A 23,314-nucleotide genomic window follows, 5' to 3' on the forward strand; every position below is an offset into this window, starting at 1 on the left:
GAAAGTAAGAAAATGGGGGTAATTACCATGACCGAGGAAATGGAAACGGGAACGGGACTTAGGCTTAATCGATCGCTTGCTGCTTTGCTTGCTGCGTTCTTACTGGCAATAGTTCATCAGTATTTATTTTATGGAAAGCTGGCGGGCCTATCGTATCCAATCTTTGTGTGTCTGTTCTATGCGTTCATGCTTTATTATGCCAAGGCTAAAATCCGCAAGCTCAACAAATTCTGTTACTTCTGGTTTGGAGCGATTTTTCTACTTTCATTAACCTATTTATTCTTTCATAATTTTTTCTTCTTTGGGCTGAACCTGCTGGTGATCCCGGTGTTGATTTTATTACATATGACTTATTTGCTTAGTGATAAACGGCCGGCTTGGAGCCGGCTTGGATTAGTGGGGAACACGCTGGAGCATGTGCTTCCACAGAATTTCCGCCATTGGAGCACTGTGTTTACGATCATTAAAAGGACTGGCGGCAGTAAAATGAAGGACGAGCGTAAGCAGGTCATGGGGAAAGTGCTGATAGGACTTGCGATCTCTTTTCCAATATTGCTGGTTGTGGTTACTTTGCTGTCCTCAGCGGACGGAGTGTTTCATCATGTACTGCTGGAGCTGCCGAATGTGCTGGATCGGATTTCATTTGGGGAAGGTTTTGTGCGGGTGCTGTGGATTATCCTGCTGGGCATGGGCTTGTTCGGCTTAGTGTGGGGGTATGTGGATTCGAAAATCTATGACTGGAATATGCAGCCTAAGGAATATGGTCCAGTGCTGGCGCCTGTAAGCTTTAAAATGGATCCGATAATTATGACGACGATTCTTATAGCCATTAACACGGTATATGTATTGTTTGTTTTCGTACAGTTTTCTTACTTGTTTGGAGCATGGGAAGGGATTTTACCAGAGGGCAGCTCATATGCTGATTACGCACGTAGTGGATTTTTTGAGCTGATTATGGTGGCTGCGATTAATTTCGTGATTTTGCTGCTGGCTTTGGTATCGGAAGGAAAAAGAAGTGGAGGGCTGCAAAAATTTATTAATGTCCTGCTCTACATTCTGGTTGGTTGCTCGACAGTGATGCTATATTCCGCCTATACCCGTCTGACTCTATATGAAGAGGTGTACGGCTATACCACGACTCGGTTTTTAGTGCATGCATTTATGATATTTATGGGCTTATTGTTGGTGGTTGCAGCCTTACGGATAGCTGTTCAGCGTGTGCCATTGGCGAAATGTTATATTGTGCTGGGCTTGATCTCCTACGTCGTCATGAACTATATCGGGATGGATGTTATTATCGCTAATAAAAATATGGATCGTTATGCGGCAAGTGGTAAATTGGACGCCAATTATTTGGTCCGTTTATCTCCGGAGGTCATCCCTTCTCTGATAAGGTTTAGTGAACAGGAAGATGGGATGCTGGATGATTTTTTAAAGAATGAATGGAGAGAACTCAATAAGCGTGAGCGGGCCTGGCAGTCGTTCAATTTCCCGCAATATCTGGCGCAGCGTGAGCTGGCTGAATATTTTGCACAGTAAAGGTAAGAAGAAGGTGTGAGGTCAGTGAGGAAGAAGCCATTTAAAAGAGGCTGGTCATTTATCATCATTTTTATTACGGTAGGTTTAAGTTACGGGATCTATCATATCTATTTATACAATGCGCCCAAACAAAATCATTACTCGCGTGTTTCCAGCACCAATCTTGAACAGGAAAGTCTGGGCGGCATTCAGCTGCTTCAAAGCCTTGATTCAATTGCTAGGGAACCTAAGCCAAATAATGATATAGAGCGGTATCAGTATTATGATCTGGGTAACGAGACAACAATAGCCACAGCGCGTGGTGATGATAAAATAATTCTAATCAGCGTCTATTCCGATCATACGATGAGTACGGCAAGAGATATTCATGTTGGAGCTTCAGCAGACGAAGTGATCAAGGCTTATGGCACTTCTTATTATAAAAGAGGGGAGCAAGGGGCTGAGATTATCGGATACGTGGATAAAATCAACCATCGGAGTATTGAATTTTGGCTGCAGGATCAGAAGGTAGAGATGATTCGTTATTGTGTGGATTCTGTTGTAATGTAAAGTGTCATAGGAAAACCTCATTAAAAAGGACATATGTCCTTTTTTTGTGGGGTATTCTAAATTACACTGGAGCAAACAATAGAGGGGGCACAACATGCAGACGATAAATGACCGTGAGGCTGTCCGTGCCTTGGCAGTGAAGAACGGTCTGGACGGAATATTTAGCCCGCTGGTAACGCATAAAATGGAGTTGAGACGTTACGCGGATGAAGAAAAGCTGTGTTTGGTTGGCGATCAATTGGATGGAATGTTCATATTGGTTGAGGGCAAGCTCAAAATTCAGACCTTGCTGCCAAATGGCAAATCTATGCTGGTGCGGTTTACAAATCCGATATCTGTGATTGGGGATGTAGAGCTGCTTCACCGGTTCCCTGTTAAGAATCAAGTGGAGTCTGTGGGTGAGAGCTTGATTCTTTTTGCAGGGAGAAGACTACTCCTGAGAGAGCTTGAGGAAAATACAGCGTTGTTACGTTTTCTCGTCGGAGAACTTAGTCACAAATTGCATACGCTCGGTCAAGCCTCCGCACTTAACCTGTTGTATCCTGTGGAGAATCGATTTGCCAGTTATTTAATGTCTTTGTTCGCAGATAAAAACGGTGACCGGCGAGTGGAGGAGATTCGGACCTCAAGTCTTATTGAAACAGCAGAATTGCTTGGCACAAGCTATCGGCATCTTAATCGAATCGTGCGTCGTTTTATTGATGAAGGAATCATTACACGAAATCGTGGACGCTTAAGTGTACTGGATGAATCGAAGCTGGCAGAGCTGGCTAACGGAAATTTATACGAATAAAAAGATCTCAAAAGACCATTAGTTCCTGCCCTCGGCCGGAAATAGGGGTCTTTTTGTTTTTTTAAGCAAACATTCAGTTCAAATTCAGAGAGGCTTAAGGGAGAGCTAGTAGGATAAAAGTACCAAATAGACCTACATACATATAGAGATGAGGAAAAACGATGGTGAAAAGTATCCGTGGGAAAATAGTCTTAGGATTTACTGCTGTGATTATAGTCTTTCTAGTGGCGATAGCCGGAAACACATTGTTTCAGGGGAAGGTTACCCAATTGACAGATCAGGTTAATCGTAACTGGGACAAGCTGTCACTTGTTCAAGGCTTAACGGATAAGATTCGTACCGCAGATGAGCTGGGTGCTCGTTATGTGATGAGCAACACAGATGATGAGCGGAATTCCTATCTGGCGCAGTATGAAGAAATGCTCCCATTGATTGAAAATGCTATTACAGAGCTGGAGAGTGCCCGATTAAGTGAAGCTGAGTTAAAGGGTGTAACTGAGCTGAAGAGCAAATGGAATGATTATTTGATCGTTCTGAAGGAAGCTTTTGCTTTAGCTAAGGAAGGCAACTTCCCGGAAGCGCAAAAGAAATTCACGGACCTATCATTAGACGCTATGATAGAATCTCAGATTGTGTTTCAGAACATGCTCATGGAGGAAATAGAGAATGGACAAAGCCTGGCAAATTCGCATCGTAATAACGCTTTGATTACTAGCTTTGGTGTGACCGGATTGTCGGTAGTGCTCGCGGTGATCCTTGCGCTGCTAATTTCTGGACGAATTATTAAACCGCTTCGTGATGTGAACACTCAGTTGAAGGAAATTGCAGATGGGGATGCCGATCTTACGCGCAAGTTAAGTGTTCGTTCTAAAGATGAGATTGGTGAACTGGCGTTTAACTTTAATAAAATGACAGATAATCTGGGCACGATGATTGAACAGGTGAAGTTATCAGCGAATAGTCTCGCGAGTTCCTCTACAAAGCTTCGGTCAGATAGTGGAGTGACGGCAGGGGCCACAGAACGAATAACGGATATTATGGGTGAAGTCGCTTCCGGAACAGCCAAACAGATGAATGATTTGCAGACCAATACAATTACAATCTCAGAAATATCACTAGGAATCGGCCAAATTGCTGCCAGTGTCCAGGACATCTCGGAAGCCTCCCATCGCTCTGCGGCATTTGCCATTACAGGAGATGAATCCCTTCAGGCCGCTGGGCAGCAAATGGAATCGATTAATCACTCCATACAATCTTTATCACAGCAAGTCCAAGGTTTTGTGAATCGATCTCAGGAGATTGGCAGTATTGTAGGAGTCATAAAAGGAATCGCTTCGCAGACGAATATGCTGGCCCTAAATGCGACGATTGAGGCAGCTCGTGCTGGTGAGCAAGGTAGAGGTTTTGCTGTGGTTGCCGATCAGGTCCGTAAGCTGGCAGAGCAGTCCGCGGAATCCGCCAATCAAATTGCAGAAATGGCGACTGGGATCCAAAGTGAAGCAGATGATGCCATGAAGGTGATGATGAGCAGCATGCGTGAAGTAAAGGGAGGTACGGAGATTATCGAGGAAGCGGGACGTTCCTTCGGTGAGATTCGATTATCTATAGATTCACTCGCCGAACAGGTTCAGGAAGTATCTGGAGCCGTGGAGGAGATTACGGCGGCTGCGGATGAGATTGTAGAGTCAATTCGTAACGTTACGCAAATCTCGGAAACAACCGCTGCGAGTACTCAGCATGTGTCAGCAGCCTCACAAGAGCAAATGGCTTCGGTCGAACAAATTGCATCCTCTGCAAGTGAATTAAGTACAATGGCGCATGGACTGCAAGGGTTGGTAGCTAGATTTAATGTATAACATGAAGCTTCGGAGAGTTAAGGGGCAATATAGTCCCCTTGTCCTCTCCGGGGCTTTTTTTTGTTGAACGTAATATCCCACATACAAAGCATAGAAATTGCCATCGACGGCCATCTACGTATAACTTATATTATTAGCGTTATTAGTTAGCTTGTATCCGTAATTCATCACTTCAAATGTAGGAGGCGAATGTCTATAAAACTACTATTTTGAAAGCGCATCCTTTCTGCTGTATAGCTCCACAAAATTTTGGAAGGTGGTTATTCAATGATAGCAGCTTCTAAAAGATTTACCGGGAAGACGGCAGTACTTTATTGTTTGATTGTTATATTATTTGTAGGTCAGTTAGGATTATATCCCTCGGTGAGTTTAGCTGCGGGGAATTTAGCCCAAGGGAAGACTATTACTTCAAGCTCGTTCGGTGATGTATACGTAGCAGCCAATGCTAATGACGGCAGCCAAGGAACGTATTGGGAGAGCGCAAGCGGTGTTTTTCCGCAATGGATTAAAGTGGATTTAGGGGCAGCAAGCAGCGTGAATCAGGTTGTGTTAAAGCTGCCTACGAATTGGGAAACAAGAACTCAAACGTTAGCGGTGCAAGGGAGTACAGATGATGCAGCTTACAATAACTTAGTAGATTCCGCCAATTATACATTTAATCCAACGAGTGATTCCAATACAGTGACCATCAGCTTTACAGCTGCGAATGTCAGATATGTTAAACTGAATTTCACATCCAATACGGTCTGGCCAGCAGCACAGTTAGCGGAATTTGAGGTTCATGGTAATACAACTACAACTCCATCCTCAGGATATGAAGCGGAGAATGCCGCATTATCCGGTGGTGCCAAGGTTAACACGGATCATACAGGTTATACAGGTACAGGATTTGTTGATGGTTACCTAAATCAAGGTGCTGCGACTGCATTTAGCGTTAATGTGGCTTCTGCTGGTAACTATGATGCTACATTAAGATTTTCAAATGCATCAGGCAGTACAAAAACCATTAGTGTTTATGTGAATGGAACTAAAATTAAGCAAACCTCACTTGCGAATCTGGCCAATTGGAATACGTGGTCAACAAAGATTGAGACGCTGGCTCTGAATGCTGGCGCTAACACGATTACTTATAAGTACGATACAGGAGACACTGGAAATGTGAATCTAGATAATTTGAACGTCACTCCAGCTTCTGCGACAACACCAACGCCGACGGCAACTCCAACACCAACGGCAACACCTACCTCAACTCCAACGGTAACACCAACACCGACACCGACGGTAACTCCTACGCCAACACCGACAGTAACACCTACACCAACTCCAACGGTAACACCGACCCCGACACCAACAGTTACACCAACGCCTGGGGCGGGTTCCAATCTGGCTTTGAACAAAAGCATCAACGCTTCCTCTTCCGTCTTTACCTTTGTTCCTGCAAATGCGAATGACGGTGATGTAACTACTTACTGGGAAGGAGCAGGAGGAAGTTATCCCAATACATTATCTGTAAACCTGGGGAGTAATGCCGATATTACATCCATTGTCCTCAAACTGAATCCATCATCGGCCTGGTCCACACGTACTCAGACTATTCAAGTGCTTGGGCATAATCAGAATACAACAGCCTTTACTAGTCTTGTGCCAGCAACCGTGTATACTTTTAATCCGGCAACCGGCAATACGGTCACTATTCCGGTAACGGCCACGGCTAGTGAAGTACAGTTGAAGATTACCACCAATACTGGTTCAACCGCTGGACAAATCGCTGAATTCCAAGTGATGGGTGCACCAGCTGCTAATCCGGATTTGGCGATAACCGGTCTTACATGGTCACCTTCAGCTCCAGTAGAGACCAATGCCATTACTTTAAATGCAACGGTAAAAAATATTGGAACATTAGCTTCCACAGCGACTAATGTAAATTTCTACTTGGGCAGCACACTTGTAGGTACTAGCCCAGTGGGGGCATTAGCGGCTGGCGCATCTACGAACGTCACTTTAAATATGGGCGTAAAGGATGCAGCTACCTATACTTTAACTGCAAAGGTTGACGAGAATAATACGGTTATTGAATTGAACGAAGGCAATAACAGCTTCACTAGTCCAAATTCTCTTATTATTGCTCCCGTATCCAGTTCTGATCTAGTAGCTTCCCCAGTTAGCTGGACACCAAGCAATCCAGCAGGCGGCAATGTGGTCAGCTTCTCGGTGGCAATTAAGAATCAAGGGACGGCAGCATCCGCAGGGGGTGCGCATAACATAACCTTGAAGGTTCTGGATGCTACTACGAATGCTGTACTCCAAACCTTAACTGGAACCTATAACGGCGTGATTGGCAGTGGAGTAACAGCGCCTCCTGTTAGCCTTGGCACTTGGACAGCAGCTAATGGCAAATATACTGTGAAGACCGAAATTGCCGTAGACACTAATGAGCTGCCAGTTAAACAAGCCAACAATATTCAAACACAGTCTCTTTTTGTAGGTCGTGGAGCCAATATGCCTTACGACATGTATGAGGCTGAGGAGGGCGTGATTGGTGGCGGGGCTGTGAAGCTTACTGCTAATCGGACCATTGGAGATCTTGCGGGTGAGGCTTCAGGCAGAAGAGCAGTTACACTGAATACTACAGGCAGTTATGTAGAATTCACTACTAAGGCTGACACTAATACACTGGTCACCCGCTTCTCGATTCCAGATTCGGCGAGTGGAGACGGTACGAATGCTACACTGAACATCTATGTGAACGGAGTTTATACCAAGGCGATTAATCTGACCTCTAAATATGCATGGCTGTACGGTTCAGAGATAAGTCCCGGCAATTCACCAAGCGCGGGCTCTCCGCGGCATATTTATGATGAAGCCAACATTATGTTCGACAGCACGATTCCGAAAGGTAGTACGATTCGACTGCAAAAGGATGTGGCAAATACCTCGCAGTATGCCATTGATTTCATCAGTCTGGAGCAGGTTTCACCGATTGCCAATCCAGATCCGGCCAAATATACGGTCCCAGCCGGCTTTACACATCAGGATGTGCAAAATGCGCTAGATAAAGTACGCATGGATACGACCGGAAATCTCGTAGGTGTGTATTTGCCAGCAGGTAACTATCAGACCTCCAGTAAATTTCAAGTCTATGGAAAAGCAGTGAAGATCATTGGTGCAGGCCCATGGTATACGAGATTCTACGCTCCAACGAATCAGGAGAATACGGATATCGGTTTCCGGGCAAGCGATACTGCTAATGGCTCTACTTTTGCGAATTTTGCTTACTTTGGGAACTACACATCACGTATTGATGGTCCGGGTAAAGTATTTGATTTCTCCAATGTGGCAAATATTACGATCGATAACATCTGGACCGAACATCAGGTGTGTATGTACTGGGGAGCTAATACGGATTACATGGTGATCAAAAACTCCCGTATCCGCAACACCTTCGCTGACGGCATCAATATGACGAATGGCAGCACGAATAATCTCGTATCCAATATTGAGGCACGGGCTACAGGGGATGATAGCTTTGCATTGTTTTCGGCTATTGATTCCGGTGGTGCAGATATGAAGGATAATATTTATGAGAATCTCACTTCAATCTTAACCTGGCGGGCAGCAGGTGTAGCCGTCTATGGCGGATATGCCAATACCTTCCGCAACATTTATATTGCCGACACGCTTTGCTATTCTGGAATTACGATCAGCTCACTTGACTTCGGGTATCCAATGAACGGCTTTGGCGCTTCACCGACAACGAATTTTGAGAATATTTCCATTGTTCGTGCAGGTGGACATTTCTGGGGGGCACAGACCTTCCCGGCAATCTGGGTATTCTCAGCCTCTAAGGTATTCCAAGGCATTCGTGTCAGTGATGTGGATATCATTGATCCAACCTATCATGGTATCATGTTCCAGAGCAACTATGTCGGCTCCGCGCCGCAGTTCCCAGTGACAGATACCATCTTCACGAATGTCACAATTTCCGGTGCGCAAAAGAGTGGAGATGCTTTTGACAGCAAATCCGGAGTGGGCATCTGGGTAAATGAAGCGGCTGAGGCTGGGCAAGGTCCTGCCAGAGGGTCAGCCACCTTTAACAATCTGAAAATTACCAACACGGTAACGAATATTAAAAATAATACGTCTACTTTTACGATTAACGTTAATCCGTAAAAATAAAGCTGCCAATACTGAACAGCCGTCTCCCGCTTTCGTGGGGGGCGGTTGTTTTCAGGTTGCAGAAACCAAGGGTTCTGAATCGACAGGAGGTGCTGCTCACGTTACAATAATGGAAGGTACAGAAATGAAGGAGGCTCTAAAATGACATCCTTAGTGGTTAACAATATAACAGAGCTGATTGGGAATACACCGGTTGTAAGATTAAATCGGCTGACTAGCCCCCAAGATGCAGAACTATATGTGAAGCTGGAGCTTTTTAATCCAAGTGGCAGTGTAAAAGACCGGGCAGCTTATAATCTAATCCTGCAAGCCGAGCTAGCAGGTTTGTTGAAGCCGGGGGGGACGATCATTGAGCCGACTAGTGGAAATACAGGGATAGGATTAGCGATGAATGCCGCGGCAAAAGGGTATAAAGCGATTCTTGTCATGCCTGATAATATGACCAAGGAACGAATCAATATTCTAAAAGCTTATGGTGCGGATGTTGTGCTGACGCCGGCAGCAGAACGGATGCCGGGAGCTATAGCAAAAGCGATTGAGCTGGGAAAAGAAGTGGAGAACAGTTTTATTCCACAGCAATTCGAGAACAAAGCCAACCCTGATATTCACCGGACAACGACCGCTCTGGAAATCCTGGAGCAAATGGAAGGTAAGCTGGATGTGTTTGTTGCTTCATCAGGAACTGGGGGCACGATAACTGGAACCGGTGAGGTTTTGCGTGAGCATCTACCTGATATCCGGGTTCTTGTGGTTGAGCCGCAAGGCTCGCCCGTATTATCTGGAGGAAAGCCAGGACCACATAAGCTGGTAGGAACGAGTCCGGGCTTTGTGCCCGCAATTTTGAATACACAGGTCTACGATGACATCGTTCAGGTCGCGGATGAAGCTGCCTTGGAGACGGTAAGAAGGCTGGCTGCAAAAGAAGGAATTCTGCTGGGTCCATCCGGTGGTGCCACTGTATGGGCGGCGTTGCAGGAAGCGCGTCGTCTTGGGGCTGGCAAACGCGTGCTTTGCATTGCACCTGACACAGGGGAACGGTATCTTAGTATGGGAATATTTTAGTTTCGTCTGGAGGAATGGGAATGAATAAGCTCAGTGTGAGTTTCCTTATTGTTCTACTGCTGGCGGGCTGCTCAGGCTCTAACAAGCCAACCCCTTCTCCAAGTGCAGAGCCAACACCAACGGCAAGCATGCAGCAGCCAGCAGCTTATCTGGAAGCTGGAAAGCTGAAGGCGAATTTTGGTTTTGCAGATGAGTCTGGCAAGAGCATCTTAGTCACCGGGCAGGAAAAAGGGCTGGATGCGCAAATGCAACAATTGAATGAGGCGATCGGCGATCATGGGCAAGTGCTAAAAGTGAAATTGAATAAATGGCAGGAGGGTACGGAGAACAGTAATGGCCGGGAGATGGCTCACAATTTTGTGAATCTGCCAGGGTATCTTTATACGGTTGAAGAGGGGAATGCGACTCCTGATGAGACCTATTACCTGACGGATCAGGCAGAGTTTAATACGAATGCGCTAATCTCTGTTAAGCCTACGGAGGTTAAGCAAGCCTCGCTAAATGTTGCAGAAAATGTGCGGCAGAATATTGTTTCTGCAAAAAATCGTGAAGTAGAGCATATTTGGAAACTTGCTGACCTGTCTGGTGAACGGCAGCTGTATCTCGTTCAATTCATTAGGCAGGATCAGGATATGTTATTCAGTCTCGTGCTGGAAGACAAGGTCGGGCTTACCTTTATGGATTATCCGGCTGTCATTCAAGGCGATGAATTTTCCGTCTGGAGAGTGGATGATGGTGGGGAAGTCATACCAGAGATGTTCTCTATTCTTTTTGCGGCGGAAACCGCTGAAGGTCCATTACTCGGTATGGAGTGGTGGGGAGCGGAAGGCGTAAATACATTTTTCCTGAAAAAAGAGGGAGATGTTTTTAAAGAAATGGACATTCAATACGGACGCTACACATCACCACTATAACTGGGATGCAGATACATCGAAGGATGTATCTTTTTTTTGCTACAATATAAGAAAGTATAAATTTTCACTATATATTGCTTATAATATTATGAAGGATAGCATTAATTTTTTAAAATACTTAAATTTGTAACAATAAGAACTTTAAATAGCCCGATCGAGTCATGTAGCAGAATTGTGACGGTGATATTGTTAATCATAAGATGTACGGGAGGGGACAGCAACGTATAACCGAATCAAGTACATGATCCTGTTACTGCCAACGCTAATGGTAGGGATCTGGGAGGTCGTGCGCCATCAGTTTCTAATGCCTTATATTTCGATGGATCTGGGGAATTATTTGACACCTGTCCTCGTATTTTTGTTCACTCTTGTATTGCTCGTCCCTATGTTTTCGCTTATGGAGCGGAATCAGCGGGAGCTGGAGCAGGAACGTGCGCTCAAAGAGGCAATGAAAGCCCGGGAAGGGCTAGCTAAGGAACTGCATGATGGGATGGCGCAATCTTTATTTCTTTTATCTGTCAAAATAGATCGTCTGGAAGCAAGCCGCAGGAATGGGGAAGTCAGCGAAGAAAATGTGGATCAGATCAAAAAGACCGTCCACGAGGTGAACCGTTATGTTCGGCAGGCGATCGCTAATCTGAAGGTACCAGTGTCTGAGCAGCACTCTTTTTCATTGGAACAGTCGGTTAAAGATCAGCTTGCTCAAATGGCTAACGAGATTATGATTGAAGTTTCCTTGGATTGGAGTCTACAGGATGAAGCCCTCTCTCCTTCGGAAAAAGCAGAGCTGCTATCTTGTATCCGAGAGGCTATTATTAATGTGCGTAAGCATACAAGAGCGGCGAAGGTTTCTATCACGGGTGCAGGCACTGAGAAAAACTGGAGCGTGGCGATTGTCGACAATGGCGAAGGATTTCAGCATGACCCTTTTGAGGTAAACGGAAGTTACGGCCTTCAGATCATGAAGGAACGTGTCGAAGGAATGGGTTGGAAGCTTCAGGTGAGCTCCGGCAATACGGGGACAAATGTGGAAATTACGAAAGGAGGGGGAAGTTTATGAGCCGGTACCGGGTTTTGGTTGTGGATGATCATGCGCATGCGCGTGAGGCGATGTGTGAGATTTTGTCCATGGATGATAGTTTTGAGGTCATTGGTGTAGTGGAGAGTGGTCCTGAGGCGATCGCGTTCACGGCCCAGTGGATGCCTGATCTCATTCTTATCGACATTCAGATGCCGGAGATGGACGGGCTGGAGACTACTCGCCGGATCAAGCAGGAATATCCCTATGTCAAAATCGTTATCGTTACGGTATCGGACGAAATTTCCCACCTCCTCGAAGCGCTGAAGCAAGGTGCACAAGGGTACTTATTGAAGAATCTGGCACCTTCCACCTGGATTGAATATTTGCAAGCCATTGTGAATGAAGAAGCACCGCTAAGCCGGGAGCTGGCTTTTCAAATCCTGAAAGAATTTACCGTTCCTTCAGTAACGGACGAAGGAGAGTCATTGACGGCAAGGGAGAAGGAGATTTTAAGCTGTGTGTCATCCGGATCGACGAATAAAGAGATTGCCATAAGCCTGTCGATTTCGGAGCATACCGTAAAAAACCATCTGAAAAACATCCTTCAAAAGCTTCAACTCCAAAATCGTACGCAGCTGACGCGTTATGCTCTGGAGCAGGGGCTTGCTTCACGTAAACGTGATTTTCCGCGGTAATTATGAGGATAGAGATGAAAGTGAAAAATGATAAAATTACTTAAGGAAAGAGGCACTCTAACTATGAACAGATTATCTCGCAAAATAATGACACTATTCGCACCAGCCGCTGCAACACTTCTGTTGTTCGCAGCCGTGGCAAGCGCACACGTAACCGTGGCACCAGCACAATCCAGTACCGGAGCATGGGAGACTTACACACTTAAAGTCCCTTCAGAAAAAGATGTAGCGACTGTACAAGTTGATCTACGTATCCCGGCAGGTGCCGAGTTCAAGCAATATGAGGCTACACCGGGCTGGGATGTTACCATTGAGGGGAACAAAGTTAGCTGGATAGCTAATGGAGAGGGAATTAAAGCAGGACAATTCCAACGTTTCTATTTCACAGCGAAGAACCCTGATACTGCAGGTGACATTGCTTGGGATGCTTATCAGCATTATGCCGATGGCAGCTTGGTGCAGTGGTCTGGTGAGGCAGGAACAGAAAGTCCGCATTCTATTACTTCGATTGTGCAAGCCTCCGGTGGGAATGAACATTCTCACGGTTCCAGTGACAATGGCATGAGTATGGAAGAACATAATGCCATCATGGAAAGCGAGAACAACTCAACCAGTGTCAACCCAATGGTCTATATCGCATTAGGGATCTCTTTACTAGCCTTTTTAATAGCAACCATAAGTATATTGCGCGGGCGGAAAGAGTAAGCGGGAACTAGTTGTGATACAAGAATATAGTGTTCATGCAAGAAGCCTCCGTCAATAAACGACGGAGGCTTCTTGCATGAATTATTTGTTGATGAGGATACTTTTTACTGCTCTACAGCCGTTTGCGTTTGTAGTGGGTTATGAAAGCAGCAGTGAGTATTAGGAGAAGGATGGCGACGCCAGTGGTGATGGCTTCACTTGTGCTGCCTTTCTGCTGCATAGTACCAGCACCACCAAAGTCGCCACCGCCCATACCACCAGGCATACCGCCACCAAATCCACCGCCGCCCATGCCGCCACCGCCAGGGCCATTTCCGCCGCCTTCAGGGAAAGCGGGTCCGCCCATAGCTCCAGGCTCACCACCCGCGCCGCCGTCAAATCCACCTTGAGCAGCTTGCCCGTTGGTGTTGGTTTGTCCGTCTTGAGCAGTTTGGCCGTTAGTGTTGTTTTGTCCGTCTTGAGCAGTTTGCCCTGTTTGTGTAGTCTGCCCACCCGCAGCTGCTTGTGAGTTACTGCCAGGACCATCGCCGGCATTAGGGATAGCCGGTCCGCCTATGGCACCAGGCTCACCACCTGCACCACCCTGAGCAGTCTGTCCATCCGTAGCCGCTTGCCCTCCGGTATTTGGTGCAGCTGCGTTTGCGCCAGTATTACCAGTAGCGCCATCCGCACCTGTGGCCTGCCCAGCACCCGCAGCGCCTTGAGCTGCACCATTTTTAGCGCCGCCACCAAAGCCACCGCCGCCCATGCCACCACCCATGCCGCCACCACTTCCTGATCCGTCACCGGATGAAGGAATGGTGCCGTCGAGCTGCTGCTGGATACTTGTGGCCATGTTCGACATGAAGGTCTCAACAGCCTTTATCCCATTTTCATACTGTTCGAAAGTGTAGAAGGCGGATGGATCCGCTTTGACATAGCTGGAAATCATCGTGTTCAGCTCATCAATCCGAGCCTGGAACGTATCGTCCGCTAGATAGCCAGTAATCATCTCACTAACAATTTCGTGATATTTCGTTTTGTATTCTTCATTAGCGAGTAGTTTCGCAATCAGCGGGCGTTCTGCCAACGCACCTTGGGTAGGCTCGTCAATTAACACATCTGCGCTTCCCATGCCGCCAAAAGCCATATTATAATCCCACGGCAGAATCGAGAAGACTCCATCGTCTTCATATAAGTAATAATTCTGCTTATTCCCACCTAAATAACTGTCCATATTACCCGTGACCGCATTTAGAGCGATATACTTCAGCGATTCCTCTACGTCGATGTATTTTTCATAATCGGTGCCGTTATTTAGCTCATTCAGCATGTCGACAAGAATATCATCGTTGGACTTATCGGATTTCATTTCTAGTCCAGTATAGAGGGCTGGATCATCGCCCAGCCAAGTCAAATCACTGCCCTGACCGGTCATTACACCTTTATAAAGTGCACCATAAGCGTTGCCGAAATTGCGTTCCAGATAAGCATCACCGATCTGTTCTACTGCAAGATAGAAACCCTTCAGTTCATCGTTTACATACACATTGACGAAGGAATATTTCGGCGTCGGGAGGCCGACACTTTCAGCGAGCTCATAGGTTAGAAATTCACGCATATAAGAAGCATCGCTGTAATTATTATTAAGATTGATTTTAGTAATGCCGAATAAATTCTGGTTAACATACTCATCAAAAGAAATTTTGAAGCTGTAGCGGTCAGAGTCTGTCATCTGTACTACGCTTCTGAGACTGAGATTTCCTTTGGTCCGTACAGCTACATTATCGTATTTCATACCGTTGTACTCTACGGAAGCCATTTTATATTCTTCTGCACTGGCATTATCCAGCATATCCTGAAAATCGTCCGGGTCCAAAGTGATTTTGACATCCACGACCTTATCTTTTGGAAAGACCTGCTCGTCTAGCTTTTTCTCATCGCTCGAAATGACCTTGTCTTGAGCATCAGACGTTGGATTATTTGTTGCAGACGGACTTGCGTTCTGACACCCGGCTACGGCGATGACCAGCAGCAGGCAGCAAAAACTCAGCAGGATTGACTTACCTCTGGTTTTCATCTGGGGCACCGCCTTTCATCTCGTTGTAATTAAGATACATAGTCACCGCTATAGCTGATCAAGAGTGCATTTTTGACACCTTTTAGGTCAGAGACTGTGTTGACAAAGCCGCCTACTTTATCATCCAGACGAAGCTCCAGCGTCAATTCAATATTGTTTGCGGAGACTGTTTTTTGCTTCACATTGTAACGTTTTACGGATTTGGTGATATGGCTGTGTACTTCACGTTCACTTTCATCACTGTCGCAGTTAATGACCAGTAAGTATGGCGTTTCGATAGAAGAGTGTTTGATGAACAGGAACAAAATGAGGCCGATAATGATCGAACCGATAATAGCCAAGGTGAAAAATCCTGCGCCTGTTACAATCCCTGCTACAGCTGCCCAGAACAAGAAGATCAGATCAGTTGGATCTTTGATTGGTGTTCTGAAACGAACGATGGACAATGCGCCGACCATACCGAGGGACAGCACAAGGTTAGAGTTAATCGCAATAATGACAGTAGCTGTAATCATGGTCATGCCCATAAGTGAGACGTTAAAGCTTTTGGAATATAAAACACCGCTAAAGACACGTTTGTAGAGCAGGTAAATGAAGTATCCGATCAGAAAAGCTACGCCCAAGGTAATCAGCATCTTGGAGATACTAATATCAGATACAAAATTGTCGATCACCGAGTTTTTAATAATGTCCGAAAAATTATTTGTAGTATCTGTAGTCGTTGTTGTAGCTGCTAGCGGTGCTAGTGATGCATTCATAATCAATAATCCTCCCAAGTGTTAGTTTTTAAGAATTTGCGGCAGATCACGTATTTCGAAGCGGACTGCCTATTCAGTCCCTCAAGCTGCAACGCGATTTTAATGTACTCCGGAATGTACTCATCAAATTTCACTTCAAAAATTATGAAGTTCTCATCAATCGCCCGAATCGGATGCAAATCCTTATCGAAAATATCCGTAGAATGCAGGCCCGTACGTAATTCTTTATCGAACGTTATTCGCACATTGCCGTTGTGGCAAACATAAGGCTCGCGAACATAATCCACGATGACCTTGGGTCGCAGCAGGTTATGGCGCATCTGATCGTATAACTCCATGAACAGCGGACTGTCCGGGACGTTCAGCACTTCGTAGTTGCCCGCCATAATCTCGTCGTACATTTGCCGTGTTAGCGGTTCTTTGATTTTGGCGATATAATCGTCCATTTTAATTTTTTTCTCAAAGTGAATGATGTTGTCTTGGATGTTGTAAATGCGAATCCGGTATTTGGCCCGCTCTCTGAGACCGCCGAGCTTGTCTGCAAGTGCCGTGTTGTTGATATCGTCAAAATACAAACTCCGAATGTGGTATTCTCCACTCTCATTAGCGTGTTGATCTTTATCAATCAAGCTTTGCAATCGCTGGCGTAATATAAGGTATTGATGATAGTTAATGAAAAATTTAAGTTCATGCCGGAATTGAAGCTTCTTATTCATTTTCACACCTCGTTTCTCTCTCTATCTCTGGCTAACCTTCCTGCTTGACTAATTCTAGGAGACAGACCTTATGCTTAACTTAAAATAGACTGAATGTTTGCTGAATGTTTTACACTGCGTTAACAAAAGTCTGTATAAAGAATCGTGTGCAGATTTGACTTCTGACTTTGTAGGGGGCTATCTTATTTAGAAGGCTAGAGAGAAATTTTCATAAGGAGGTACCGTGATGAGAGACTATAAATTTGCCATAATCCTAGGAGTGCTTGTGATTGTGGTTATTTTAGTGGCTTATGGGTTGGAACGATCGAAAAGCGGAAGTGATGCAAATTCACCAGCACCGTATGATCTCGTGACTACCTTTAAGGGAGCCGCGAGCACAAGCCGCGCGTTTACTTGGTATACAAGTGATTCTAGTGCAGCAGGCATTCTGGAGATTGTAAAGGGACAGGTGTCCTCTTTTGCAAATACGGATGTACAAAGGGTAGAAGCGAAAAGCAGTTCCATCAAAACAGACAATGGCACCAAAGGTGTTCATAAAGTGGAAGCTACGGGTCTTGAACCCGGGACGTTATATACTTATAGAGTGGGTAGTGGCATTGAAGGGGAATGGAGTCCGGCAGAGGAATTTACAACGGAAGAAGATGGACTGGACAGTGTGTCTTTTATCAACGTAACGGATTCTCAAGGGGAAACGGCAGAGGATTTTAAGCTGTGGGGGAATACACTGAACAAGGCTTTTCAGACATTTCCTGAAGCCAAATTTATTGTGCATAACGGGGATTTGACGGAGGATCCGGAGGATTCGGCAGGCTGGGATGATTTTTTTGGCAATGTGCAGGGCTGGATTTCAGGGATTCCGTTAATGCCGGTAACAGGCAATCATGATGAGGTGGATGAGGATGCAACGTATTATACTTCACACTTCAACCTGCCGGATAATGGGGCGAAGGGTTCAATTACTGGCACCTCGTATTCCTTCGATTATGGACCTGTGCATGTAACGGTACTGAATACAGAGAGCAATCTAAAAAAGCAAACGGAATGGCTGAAGGAAGATCTGAAGAACACAGACAATAAATGGAAAATCGTTGCGATGCACCGTCCGGCTTACGGGGGGAACTCCTATAAGAAAGTTGAAGATTGGACGGATATTTTTGATACGTATCAGGTTGACTTAGTGCTGCAGGGTCATAATCATGAATATTCCAGATCCTACCCGTTACGTGGCGGAAAAATAGTTCTAGAAGGTGAGATTTCCAAAGGTGCTAAACGAGGGACAGTCTATGTTGTGACTAACGCTTCTGGAGGGAAATTTAACGAGAAAAAAGAAGATCAGTTCTATCATGCGGTGCATTTTCAGAACAATAAGCAAATGTTTGCCGGCATTAACGTTACCGGGGATACATTAACCTATCAGGCCTATGACGTGGATGGAAAGCTGCTGGATGAGTTTGTGTTGACACATTGAGCTAAGGGAATTGGTAATATTACTAAAATACCTTCTCTGCTGTAAAGGCGGGGGAGGTATTTTTTTGATTTGCATCAAACCACCAAACCCGGCGCAACTGTACACCATAAGACGCTTTTTCACATGTCTACCTTTTCCGTCATATAAGCTGTTAGCTTTATAATGATAAAATAGATTTAGTTATATTTGGATTTCATTTGAAGTGAAGGGGAAGTAATATGTTTATCAGAAAAGCGGTTTTTATCGGTATCATTTGTATGTTAGGTTTGACAGGTTGTGCAACGAACACTAAATCGGGTGCTGAAGGAGGGGGAGATAAGCGTGCAGAGGAGCTGCTCAGCATGTCTCGGAGTGAACTGGCTAAGCAGGAGAGCTACACTATAGAAATGGAGAAACAAGAAGAAACATCAAGCAAATCGGAAAAAAGTGAAGATAAACATTGGTCGAGCGCTGTCTCATTTCATGTCGACTATGTTAGAAATCCTTATACCGTATATCTAAAATCGGAGACTGCGGAAGGGAAGGAACGAGAAGAGTACATATCGGATACTGAATATCATACAAAGGTAATGGATGATTTATTTATCAAGCAAGACGATTATATTCCAGTGAAAGAAAAACAAATGGTACAAAGATTTATTGATCCGTACGATTATATAGACACGTACCAGATAGATTCTCAGGAGATCGTTGTTACTGAAGAGGAACAAGAATACATGCTTTCGATGGAGATATCGTCTAATGATGCGAGTAAGGAAACACTCAAATTGATGAAACAGAATTTAACAGACAAAATTAAACTAAGATATACGCTGGATAAAACTACACATTTGCCGCAAAAAGTGGAAGCGGAAATATTCACTTCATTAAAATCAGAAAACTTAGATTCAGAATCAGTGCTCACTTTGCAAACAAATATCAGCCATTTTAATGGTATAAAAGAGATTGTTATGCCTGCAGATACTAGTGAAGAATAGTTATATTAGAAAGCCTCTGGGATTTATTCCGGAGGTTTTCTTTATCAATAGAATTATTTTTGATCAAAATTTAGTGAAATTGTATCCTGAAGTGTGAAAATGGTACGATTTTTAGAGACAATCTTCTGCAAAATATAACCATTTTCTCTCGATAATGAAAAACCTTACCATTATAATGAAAGCGTTATCAGAAAATGGATTCTAAGTTCTAAAGGTATGGATTAAGGGGGAGGGAGGAGCAGGGATATAGAGTAAGAAGAAGGCATAAACAAACCAATTATATCGTAGGAGGCGTAAAACGTGATTCGTAACCGTATCCGGAAAACAGGACTTTTGGTCCTGCTTGGCGCGATGGTAGGCTCTTTATTCTCTGCATTCCCAGCTACTACCCATGCAGCCTCAAGTGAACCTTACACCTGGAAAAGCGTTGTAACGGGAGCTGGCGGGGGCTTTGTACCCGGAATTATTTTTAATCAAACTGAACCGAATCTGATTTATGCCAGAACAGATATTGGCGGTGCCTATCGCTGGAATCAAGCTACATCCAGTTGGGTCTCAATTAGTGACTCGGTAGGCTGGGTGGATTGGAACAAGAATGGCGTAGATGCTCTGGCTACAGACCCAATTGATCCTAATAAAGTCTACATGGCAACGGGTACGTATACTAATCATTGGGATAATAATGGCCAGATTATGCGCTCTAATGACCGGGGGAACACCTGGCAAACTACTCCACTGCCTTTTAAAGTAGGTGGCAATATGCCGGGCCGTTCCGCTGGTGAACGCCTAGTCATCGACCCAAATAAGAACAACATTCTCTACTTTGGAGCTAGAAGTGGTAATGGCCTCTGGAAAAGTATTGACTCAGGTGTAACTTGGTCAAAGGTAACCTCTTTTCCAAACGTAGGCACGTATATTCAGAATCCGACACTTGATTATGGGAATGATCTCGTCGGATTGTCTTGGATCACTTTCGATAAGAGTACAGGTACACTTGGCAACGCTACTCAAACGATCTATGTCGGTGTAGCCGACACGGCTAGCAGCGTATATCGGAGTACAGATGGTGGAGTAACCTGGACAGCTCTGGCTGGACAACCTACGGGTTTCTTGCCACATCACGGCGAGCTGTCATCCACAGGCGACCTCTATATTACTTATAGTAATGGTGTAGGACCGTATGATGGTAGTAAGGGTGAAGTATGGAAATACAACAAAACTAGTGGGGCTTGGACCAATATCAGTCCTACGACTGGTACAGATAATTGGTACGGCTTTGGTGGATTGGCGCTGGATGCTCAGCACCCTAACACATTGATGGTATCCAGCTTAAACGCCTGGTGGCCTGATGAAGTCATTTTCCGCAGTACCAACGGTGGCGCTACTTGGAGTCGCATTTGGGATTGGGGCAATTATCCAGAACGGACTTATAAGTTCAGTATGGATATCACCGCCGCTCCATGGCTCGATCATGGAACCACTTCTACATCCCTGGATCCTTCACCGAAGTTAGGCTGGATGATGGGTGATTTGGAAATTGATCCATTTAACTCGAATCGAATGATGTACGGCACTGGAGCAACAATTTATGGCTCGAACAATTTGACCTCATGGGATACCGGAGGCAAGGTAAATATCTCAGTCATGGCAAAAGGTGTGGAGGAAACTGCAGTGCTGGGTCTAATTAGCCCGCCAACTGGAACTTCGCATTTGATCACTGCACTTGGTGACGTTTCTGGTTTCCGTCATGAGGATTTGTCGGTAGCACCAACCAAATTCCAGACCAGTCCTTCATGGGCAACAACGATGAGTATTGACTACGCTGAATTGAGTCCGTCCTATATGGTGCGGGTAGGCAGTGCAGATAAAGAAAAAACGCCAAGCATGAAGTCCAGTGGTATCTCTACCGATGGTGGAGTGAACTGGTACATGCCAAACTCCGAGCCTTCCAATGGAACCAAAACAACGGTGGGCCATGGACAAGTAGCTGTATCTGCAAGCGGCAATTCCATTCTGTGGAGCACCTCAGATATCGGGGTGTATTATTCCAAAACCTCAGGCAATTCTTGGACAGCAAGTGCAGGATTACCGGCTGGAGCGAAGATAGCGTCTGATCGCGTGAATCCTAACAAATATTATGGATTCTATGCAGGAACTTTCTATGTAAGTGTGGATGGTGGAGCTACATTTACTGCCACCGCAGCTTCGGGCTTCCCGACCAATAATGTGGCTGGATTACAGCCGAATGAAGCCCAAATCAGTATGAAGGCAGTTCCAGGTATTGAAGGCGACATTTGGTTCGCCGGAGGGAATACGGTTGAGAATAAATATGGTCTATGGCACTCCACTAATTCAGGTGCGAGCTTCACGAAGTTAACGAATGTAGAAGAAGCTGATCTTATTGGTTATGGTAAGGCTGCTCCGGGCCAAACTTATATGGCATTGTACACCGTAGCGAAGATTGATGGTGTAAGGGGCGTTTTCCGTTCCGATGATGTTGGCGCAACTTGGGTACGTATTAATGACGATGCTCACCAATACGCTAAGATCAATATGGCGATTACTGGGGATCCAAGAATCTATGGACGTGTATATCTCGGTACGAATGGCCGAGGCACCTTGTATGCTGATCCTGTAAATCCACCAGCTACAGGCTCGACCATAACGCCAATAACTGCAAGCTTTGATAAGAAAACAGCGAATCAGGCAGACGTCGCAGTAACTATGACGTTGAACGGAAATACACTGAGCACGATCAAGAACGGAACGGCAACCCTCGTAGCCGGAACGGATTATACGGTAAGTGGACCAACAGTAACGATTAAAAAAGCGTATTTAGCGACGCAAGCGGTAGGAACGACTACGCTGACGTTTAGCTTTAGCGCTGGAGCTACACAATCTTTGGCGGTAGCGGTAACGGATACTACAACACCAGTATCTAACTCGACCATCACCCCAAGCAGCGCAGGTTTTGATAAGAAAACAGCAAATCAAGCAGACGTTGCAGTAACTATGACGTTGAACGGAAATACACTGAGCACGATCAAGAACGGAACGGCAACCCTTGTAGCCGGAACGGATTATACGGTAAGTGGATCAACAGTGACGATTAAAAAAGCGTATTTAGCGACACAAGCGGTAGGAACGACTACGCTGACGTTTAGCTTTAGCGCTGGAGCTACACAATCTTTGGCGGTAGCGGTAACGGATACTACAACACCAGTATCCAACTCGACCATCACCCCAAGCAGCGCAGGTTTTGATAAGAAAACAGCAAATCAAGCAGACGTTGCAGTAACTATGACGTTGAACGGAAATACACTGAGCACGATCAAGAACGGAACGGCAACCCTCGTAGCCGGAACGGATTATACGGTAAGTGGATCAACAGTCACTCTCAAGAAGGAGTATCTGGCAACTCAAGGCGTAGGAACGACAACGCTGACCTTTGAGTTTAGTGCAGGAGCCGCACAATCCTTGGTTGTCACCATCTCAGATACGTCAGTAGCTCCTACAGTAGCACTGAAAGTGCAGATGTATAACGGTACAGTGTCTGCTTCCGGAAATACACTAAATCCAAAGTTTAAGCTGGTGAATACAAGCACAAGTGCTGTTGCACTTTCTGATGTGAAATTAAGATATTATTACACAATTGACGGTGAGCAGGCACAAAGCTTCTTCTGCGATTGGTCACAGGCTGGAAGTGCGAATGTAACGGGCACGTTTGTGAAGCTGCCAACGGCTAAAGCTGATGCGGATTATTATCTGGAGCTTGGATTCTCGAGTGCAGCAGGTTCACTTGCTGCGGGTGCGAGCATCGATATCCAAGTGCGAGTAGCTAAAGAGGATTGGTCAAATTACACTCAAACCGGAGATTACTCCTTTAATGCGGTTGATACCAATTTTGTAGACTGGACAAAAGCGCCACTACGTTCTATGAGTCATGCGATATGTGGTATGTCGGATGGCTACGTTCTATGAATCATGTGGTATGTGGTATGTGCTATGAGGAGGCGTGGGTATACG

At 45.3% G+C, this 23,314-nt stretch carries 16 protein-coding genes; 13 read left to right on the forward strand and 3 right to left on the reverse strand.

Annotation, left to right across the window (positions count from 1 at the left end; all coding sequences use genetic code 11):
• Positions 1–27: 27 nt before the first annotated feature.
• From MHH86_RS11785 to MHH86_RS11830, 10 genes are all read left to right on the forward strand, one after another.
• Positions 28–1,539, forward strand: coding sequence for a DUF4173 domain-containing protein (locus tag MHH86_RS11785; RefSeq protein WP_076317257.1), 1,512 nt, complete (start codon positions 28–30; stop codon positions 1,537–1,539).
• Positions 1,540–1,563: 24 nt separating this feature from the next.
• Positions 1,564–2,088 (forward strand): hypothetical protein, encoded by a 525-nt coding sequence (locus MHH86_RS11790; RefSeq protein ID WP_076106116.1) that lies wholly within the window; start codon positions 1,564–1,566, stop codon positions 2,086–2,088.
• A gap of 94 nt (positions 2,089–2,182) precedes the next feature.
• Positions 2,183–2,881 (forward strand): cyclic nucleotide-binding domain-containing protein, encoded by a 699-nt coding sequence (locus tag MHH86_RS11795; RefSeq protein ID WP_036683474.1) that lies wholly within the window; start codon positions 2,183–2,185, stop codon positions 2,879–2,881.
• A 161-nt stretch (positions 2,882–3,042) separates the two neighbouring features.
• Positions 3,043–4,737 carry a methyl-accepting chemotaxis protein gene (locus tag MHH86_RS11800; protein WP_076317256.1) on the forward strand — a complete coding sequence of 565 codons (1,695 nt, stop codon included), beginning with the start codon at positions 3,043–3,045 and terminating at the stop codon, positions 4,735–4,737.
• 267 nt (positions 4,738–5,004) lie between these two features.
• Positions 5,005–8,907, forward strand: coding sequence for a discoidin domain-containing protein (locus MHH86_RS11805; protein ID WP_076317255.1), 3,903 nt, complete (start codon positions 5,005–5,007; stop codon positions 8,905–8,907).
• Positions 8,908–9,054: 147 nt separating this feature from the next.
• Entirely contained in the window at positions 9,055–9,975 is a 921-nt protein-coding gene (gene cysK / locus MHH86_RS11810) for a cysteine synthase A (RefSeq protein WP_076224936.1), read from the forward strand.
• Between the two features lie 20 nt (positions 9,976–9,995).
• Positions 9,996–10,889: a hypothetical protein gene (locus MHH86_RS11815; protein ID WP_076317254.1), complete on the forward strand. Its 894-nt coding sequence runs from the start codon at positions 9,996–9,998 to the stop codon at positions 10,887–10,889.
• 241 nt (positions 10,890–11,130) lie between these two features.
• Positions 11,131–11,949, forward strand: coding sequence for a histidine kinase (locus MHH86_RS11820; protein WP_076106124.1), 819 nt, complete (start codon positions 11,131–11,133; stop codon positions 11,947–11,949).
• Positions 11,946–12,605 (forward strand): response regulator transcription factor, encoded by a 660-nt coding sequence (locus MHH86_RS11825; protein WP_038570057.1) that lies wholly within the window; start codon positions 11,946–11,948, stop codon positions 12,603–12,605. The genes MHH86_RS11820 and MHH86_RS11825 overlap by 4 nt, the downstream gene beginning before the upstream one ends.
• 63 nt (positions 12,606–12,668) lie before the next feature.
• Positions 12,669–13,310 carry a DUF1775 domain-containing protein gene (locus MHH86_RS11830; protein ID WP_051491292.1) on the forward strand — a complete coding sequence of 214 codons (642 nt, stop codon included), beginning with the start codon at positions 12,669–12,671 and terminating at the stop codon, positions 13,308–13,310.
• 112 nt (positions 13,311–13,422) lie between these two features.
• Here MHH86_RS11830 and MHH86_RS11835 read toward each other — a convergent pair whose 3' ends face one another.
• Genes MHH86_RS11835 through MHH86_RS11845 form a run of 3 tightly spaced genes read right to left on the reverse strand, consistent with a single transcriptional unit; the run spans position 13,423 to position 16,843 of the window.
• Positions 13,423–15,369 carry a CotH kinase family protein gene (locus MHH86_RS11835; protein WP_076317253.1) on the reverse strand — a complete coding sequence of 649 codons (1,947 nt, stop codon included), beginning with the start codon at positions 15,367–15,369 and terminating at the stop codon, positions 13,423–13,425.
• A 29-nt stretch (positions 15,370–15,398) separates the two neighbouring features.
• Entirely contained in the window at positions 15,399–16,127 is a 729-nt protein-coding gene (locus tag MHH86_RS11840) for a DUF4956 domain-containing protein (RefSeq protein ID WP_036683492.1), read from the reverse strand.
• Between the two features lie 2 nt (positions 16,128–16,129).
• The gene (locus MHH86_RS11845) at positions 16,130–16,843 is read right to left on the reverse strand and encodes a polyphosphate polymerase domain-containing protein (RefSeq protein ID WP_036683495.1); all 714 of its coding nucleotides are present in this window, start codon (positions 16,841–16,843) and stop codon (positions 16,130–16,132) included.
• Between the two features lie 226 nt (positions 16,844–17,069).
• Between MHH86_RS11845 and MHH86_RS11850 the strand changes: the two genes are divergently transcribed.
• The 3 genes from MHH86_RS11850 (at position 17,070) to MHH86_RS11860 (ending at position 23,269) form a co-directional block, all read left to right on the forward strand.
• Complete coding sequence (locus MHH86_RS11850; RefSeq protein ID WP_076317252.1) at positions 17,070–18,311, forward strand: metallophosphoesterase family protein; 1,242 nt, start codon at positions 17,070–17,072, stop codon at positions 18,309–18,311.
• 218 nt (positions 18,312–18,529) lie between these two features.
• Complete coding sequence (locus MHH86_RS11855) at positions 18,530–19,288, forward strand: DUF6612 family protein (protein ID WP_076317251.1); 759 nt, start codon at positions 18,530–18,532, stop codon at positions 19,286–19,288.
• 351 nt (positions 19,289–19,639) lie between these two features.
• The gene (locus MHH86_RS11860) at positions 19,640–23,269 is read left to right on the forward strand and encodes a X2-like carbohydrate binding domain-containing protein (RefSeq protein ID WP_342479781.1); all 3,630 of its coding nucleotides are present in this window, start codon (positions 19,640–19,642) and stop codon (positions 23,267–23,269) included.
• The last annotated feature ends 45 nt before the right edge of the window (positions 23,270–23,314 follow it).

Source organism: Paenibacillus sp. FSL F4-0097, from assembly GCF_038593125.1.
In the GTDB taxonomy this organism is placed as follows: domain Bacteria; phylum Bacillota; class Bacilli; order Paenibacillales; family Paenibacillaceae; genus Paenibacillus_AQ; species Paenibacillus_AQ odorifer.

Bases quoted from the DNA above. Each gene is read 5' to 3' on its own strand.
- MHH86_RS11840 (WP_036683492.1), bottom strand. From the start codon at position 16,127: ATGAATGCATCACTAGCACCGCTAGCAGCTACAACAACGACTACAGAT.
- MHH86_RS11825 (WP_038570057.1), top strand. From the start codon at position 11,946: ATGAGCCGGTACCGGGTTTTGGTTGTGGATGATCATGCGCATGCGCGT.
- MHH86_RS11820 (WP_076106124.1), top strand. From the start codon at position 11,131: ATGATCCTGTTACTGCCAACGCTAATGGTAGGGATCTGGGAGGTCGTG.
- MHH86_RS11815 (WP_076317254.1), top strand. From the start codon at position 9,996: ATGAATAAGCTCAGTGTGAGTTTCCTTATTGTTCTACTGCTGGCGGGC.
- MHH86_RS11850 (WP_076317252.1), top strand. From the start codon at position 17,070: ATGAGAGACTATAAATTTGCCATAATCCTAGGAGTGCTTGTGATTGTG.
- MHH86_RS11785 (WP_076317257.1), top strand. From the start codon at position 28: ATGACCGAGGAAATGGAAACGGGAACGGGACTTAGGCTTAATCGATCG.
- MHH86_RS11845 (WP_036683495.1), bottom strand. From the start codon at position 16,843: ATGAATAAGAAGCTTCAATTCCGGCATGAACTTAAATTTTTCATTAAC.
- MHH86_RS11835 (WP_076317253.1), bottom strand. From the start codon at position 15,369: ATGAAAACCAGAGGTAAGTCAATCCTGCTGAGTTTTTGCTGCCTGCTG.
- cysK (WP_076224936.1), top strand. From the start codon at position 9,055: ATGACATCCTTAGTGGTTAACAATATAACAGAGCTGATTGGGAATACA.
- MHH86_RS11830 (WP_051491292.1), top strand. From the start codon at position 12,669: ATGAACAGATTATCTCGCAAAATAATGACACTATTCGCACCAGCCGCT.
- MHH86_RS11855 (WP_076317251.1), top strand. From the start codon at position 18,530: ATGTTTATCAGAAAAGCGGTTTTTATCGGTATCATTTGTATGTTAGGT.
- MHH86_RS11860 (WP_342479781.1), top strand. From the start codon at position 19,640: ATGGTAGGCTCTTTATTCTCTGCATTCCCAGCTACTACCCATGCAGCC.
- MHH86_RS11800 (WP_076317256.1), top strand. From the start codon at position 3,043: ATGGTGAAAAGTATCCGTGGGAAAATAGTCTTAGGATTTACTGCTGTG.
- MHH86_RS11805 (WP_076317255.1), top strand. From the start codon at position 5,005: ATGATAGCAGCTTCTAAAAGATTTACCGGGAAGACGGCAGTACTTTAT.
- MHH86_RS11795 (WP_036683474.1), top strand. From the start codon at position 2,183: ATGCAGACGATAAATGACCGTGAGGCTGTCCGTGCCTTGGCAGTGAAG.